Annotated in this window: 2 protein-coding genes; one reads left to right on the forward strand and one right to left on the reverse strand. The window is 68.3% G+C overall.

Annotated features, from left to right (window positions below; all coding sequences use genetic code 11):
- Positions 1-519: TetR/AcrR family transcriptional regulator (locus JK364_RS54290; RefSeq protein WP_201858858.1), on the reverse strand; the 519-nt coding region annotated here is incomplete at its 3' end.
- A gap of 110 nt (positions 520-629) precedes the next feature.
- Between JK364_RS54290 and JK364_RS54295 the strand changes: the two genes are divergently transcribed.
- The coding region (locus JK364_RS54295) for an NADP-dependent oxidoreductase (protein ID WP_201858859.1) at positions 630-1366 on the forward strand (737 nt) is incomplete at its 3' end.

The raw sequence follows: 1366 nt of genomic DNA on the forward strand, positions 1-1366 counted from the left end.
GTCGCGCAGGTTGAGGTCGTCGTCGGCGGCGTCGACCCATCGTTGGAAGGCGACCCGGTACACCGCGGAGCCGGTCTCGGCGGCCAGGCTGGCCTCGGAGTCGCCGGCGCCCCGCCGTCGAAGCCCGTCGGCGAATGCGGCCGACATATGGTCGAGTTTGATCAATTCACGTTCCCGGAGATCGGCGTTGGCCATGATCACCGCGTGCCGCTTCCGGGCGAGTTCACGGTCACGTCCGATCATTTCGGCCGCGGCGTCCAGCGCGGCCGCGACGGCCTCCAGCGTCGACGCCGTGGCGGGCGCCGCCTCCAGCGCGGTCAGCGACTTCTCCGCCAGCTCGGATGCCCCGTCGAAGAGAACCTCGCGCTTGTCGGCGAAGTAGCGGAAGAAGGTGCGGGCGGTCACACCGGCCCGGTCGGCGATGTCGGCCACCATGGTCTGCTCGAAGCCATGTTCGAGATACAAGGTGAGTGCGGCCTCGCGTAGTCGGCCGCTGGCTCCAGGCTCCCATCGTCCCATGCGCCAAGTTTAGGGCTGCCGCCCGCCGCCTACCACGCTGATGTCATCGGGTGACATCAGCATGGTAGGTTGATGTCACCTGATGACATCAGCGTGTGGAGGTATTCGCCATGACGACGATGAAGCGCATCCAGTACCACCAGTACGGCGGTCCCGAGGTGATGCGGTTCGAGGATTTCGAGCCGCCGCGGCCCGGCCCCGGTGAGGTTCTGGTCCGCGTGAAGGCGGCGGCCGCGAACCCGATGGACTGGAAGATCCGCAGCGGTGAGATGAAGGTCATGACCGGCCGGAAGTTCCCGCGCGGCTTGGGTCACGACTTCGCGGGCGTCGTGGCGGCGGTCGGCGACGGCGTCACGCGGCTCGGCGTCGGCGACGAAGTGCTCGGCGGGGCAAGCATCAAGGCGGCGGGAGCGTTCGCCGAGATGGTCGTCGCCGACGAAAAGGCGGTCGTGAAGAAGCCGGCGGGTCTCTCCTGGGAGGAAGCCGCCGCGGTCCCCATCGTGGGGCTCACCGCTTTTCAGGCGATGGTCAGCACGAGCAAGCTGCACACCGGGCAAGCCGTCTTCGTCCACGGCTGCCTCGGCGGAGTCGGCCGGTCCGCCGTCCAGCTCGCCTTGGCGCACGGCGCCTCCGTGGGGGGTAGCTGTCGCGGTACCGCCAGGCAGGAGGCACACGACCTCGGTGTCACCCCGATCGTCGAATTCGACTTCGACGCGATGAAGCTCGCAGGGCGATTCGACGTCGTCTTCGACACCGCCGGCACGCTGCCGATCAAGGCGGCACGGGCGTTGCTCAAGCCCGGTGGCCGCATCATCGACATCGCCCCCACGCCGGCGAAGTTCGTGAG

It is taken from the genome of Streptomyces endocoffeicus (assembly GCF_016741935.1).
Taxonomy (GTDB): Bacteria; Actinomycetota; Actinomycetes; order Streptomycetales; family Streptomycetaceae; genus Streptomyces; species Streptomyces endocoffeicus.